5 protein-coding genes are annotated in these 2,274 nt (G+C 70.3%); all 5 read right to left on the reverse strand.

Features of this window, described 5'->3' with window-relative positions; all coding sequences use genetic code 11:
* Nucleotides 1-160, reverse strand: a 160-nt coding sequence (locus BJF79_RS37935) for a DivIVA domain-containing protein (protein WP_143220757.1), incomplete at its 3' end; no start/stop codon positions are given.
* Nucleotides 161-209: 49 nt separating this feature from the next.
* The gene (locus tag BJF79_RS37940; protein WP_075904621.1) at nucleotides 210-494 is read right to left on the reverse strand and encodes a YggT family protein; all 285 of its coding nucleotides are present in this window, start codon (nucleotides 492-494) and stop codon (nucleotides 210-212) included.
* 21 nt (nucleotides 495-515) lie between these two features.
* Nucleotides 516-1,046, reverse strand: coding sequence for a cell division protein SepF (locus BJF79_RS37945; protein ID WP_075904623.1), 531 nt, complete (start codon nucleotides 1,044-1,046; stop codon nucleotides 516-518).
* Nucleotides 1,047-1,139: 93 nt separating this feature from the next.
* On the reverse strand, nucleotides 1,140-1,853 hold the full coding sequence (locus tag BJF79_RS37950) for a YggS family pyridoxal phosphate-dependent enzyme (protein ID WP_075904625.1): 714 nt from the start codon (nucleotides 1,851-1,853) through the stop codon (nucleotides 1,140-1,142).
* The coding region (locus BJF79_RS37955; protein WP_262403166.1) for a polyphenol oxidase family protein at nucleotides 1,853-2,274 on the reverse strand (422 nt) is incomplete at its 5' end. The genes BJF79_RS37950 and BJF79_RS37955, both read right to left, overlap by 1 nt.

The following is a 2,274-nucleotide window of genomic DNA, read 5'->3' on the forward strand; positions in this document are numbered from 1 at the left end:
CCAGCTTGGCCCGCAGTTCCTCGTTCTCTTGGATGAGGCGGTCGAGCTCGCTCTCGACCTCGTCGAGGAAGGCGTCCACCTCCTCCTCGTCGTACCCCGGCCTCAGCCTGGTGGTACTGAACTGCTTGTTCCGCACATCGGCGGGTGTCAGCGGCGGCATGTTCGTCTCCTTGGCGCGCTTGGAGTCTGTCCCAAAGGACGGTATCCGATCAGAGCCCCGGTACGAAGATGATCAAGACCCAGACCACAAGGAAGAGGACAGTGAAGCTGAGGTCCAGCGACACGTTACCCAGCCGCACGGGCCGAATGTAACGCCTGAGGAACTTCAGCGGCGGATCGGTGACGGTGTACACCGCTTCGGCGATCACCAGCACCACTCCCGTCGGCCGCCACTGGCGGGCGAACGACTGCAGGACCTCCAGGATCAACCTCCCGATCAGGAGCAGGAGGAAGATGATGAGGACGGCCTCGATTACGGACCAAACGATGTTCACGGATACTCTCGCATGTGGATCTCAGCTCTGGTTGAAGAACCCTCGTTCTGCCATCCGGGCCTTGTCCTCCGCCGTCACCTCCACGTTGGCGGGTGACAGCAGGAACACCTTGTTCGTAACACGCTCGATGCTCCCGTGCAGGCCGAACACGAGACCCGCCGCGAAATCGACGAGACGCTTGGCGTCGCTGTCGACCATCTCGGTCAGGTTCATGATCACCGGGGTGCCCTCACGGAAGTGCTCCCCGATGGTCCTCGCCTCGTTGTAGGTCCTCGGGTGCAGCGTAGTGATGCGGGCGAGGTCCGTGGTACCACTCTCGTAGAGAGCCACGGAACGTCGCTCGACGGTGGACGCGGCGTGATGCTCTCGATCACGGTCCGGTTCGTCCTCGGCTCGGGTAAGCTGACCGCCGGATTCGTCCTCGCGGCGGCGCTCGTCGCCGGGGTCGGTCTCATCGCCGTAGAGGTAGTCGTCGTCGTACCTGTCGTCGTCGTAACGGTCGTCCTCCACCAGGCCGAGGTAGACCGCCATCTTGCGCATCGCGCTGGCCATACGCCCCTCCGTGTCCTGTGGCCGCGGCTCCGGCGCCGCGGGTGACCGACCGTTTGCGTGGACCGCGTTCCGGCAGGTCCCACTCGGGGGACATTACCTGACGATTGCCCGTCGGCCGCCGAGCAACGCCGTACCGATCCTGAGGTGTGTCGCGCCACACGCGATCGCCTGTTCCAGATCTCCGCTCATACCCGCGGAAACGATCGGCGCGCCCGGATGGTTTCGGCGGATCTCGGCCGCCGTGTCGGCGAGCCGGGCGAACGCGGGCAGCGGGTCGCCGTTCAGGGGCGCGACAGCCATCACACCGCCGAGTTCGAGCCCGGCGGCCGCCGCGATCTCGTCGGCGAGGGCGGGGGCGTCCTCGGGGGCCGCGCCGCCGCGCCCCTCCCGCCGTTCGGTCTCGTCCAGGGAGACCTGCACCAGGCAGCGCAGCGTCCGCCCCGCGCGGTCGGCGCGTCCGACAGCCGCCCGGACGAGCCGGGGCCGGTCGACCGAGTGGACGACGTCGGCGTAGCCCGCGACGGCGCGGGCCTTGTTCGTCTGCAGGCGGCCCACGAAATGCCAGGTGAGGGGAAGGTCCGCGCAGTCGGCGGCCTTCGGGCGGGCCTCCTGGTCGCGGTTCTCGCCGACTTCGGTGAGGCCGAGTCCGGCCAGCAGCCGCACATCGGACGCGGGGAAGGTCTTGGTGACCGCGATCAGCGTGATCTCGCGCTCCTCGCGGCCCGCGGCCGCGCAGGCGGCGGCGATCCGCGCGCGGACGGCGGCGAGGCCCTCGGCCAGTTCGGCGCGGCGTTCCTCGGGGGTCACTACGGGCGTTCCTCGCGTTCGGTGAGCCAGACGTAGCCGGCGAAGCGGCCGGTGCGCCCGTCGCGGCGGTAGGAGAAGAGGTCCGGGTCCTCGATCGTGCAGCGCGGGTCGGTCCGCACGTCGGTGACGCCCCCGGCGGCGAGCTGCGCGGCGACGCCCGCACGATGTCGAGGCCGGGGGTGCCGCGGGACGTGGTGGCGTGCGCGGCGGGCACGGCGGCGGCGACGTCGTCGCGCATCGCGGCCGGGACCTCGTAGCAGCCGCCGCACGCGGCGGGGCCGATCGCGGCGGTCGTCCGGACGGGTCGCGCCGTGCTCGCGCATCCGGGCCAGCAGCGCGGGGACGACTCCGGCGGCGGTACCGGGACGGCCCGAGTGCGCGCGCGACGACGCCCGCGACGGGGTCGGCCAGCAGGACGGGC

It is taken from the genome of Actinomadura sp. CNU-125 (assembly GCF_001942465.1).
Lineage (GTDB): Bacteria > Actinomycetota > Actinomycetes > Streptosporangiales > Streptosporangiaceae > Spirillospora.

Coding starts and splice junctions, on each gene's coding strand:
- BJF79_RS37945 (WP_075904623.1), bottom strand. CDS start 1,046: ATGGCCAGCGCGATGCGCAAGATGGCGGTCTACCTCGGCCTGGTGGAG.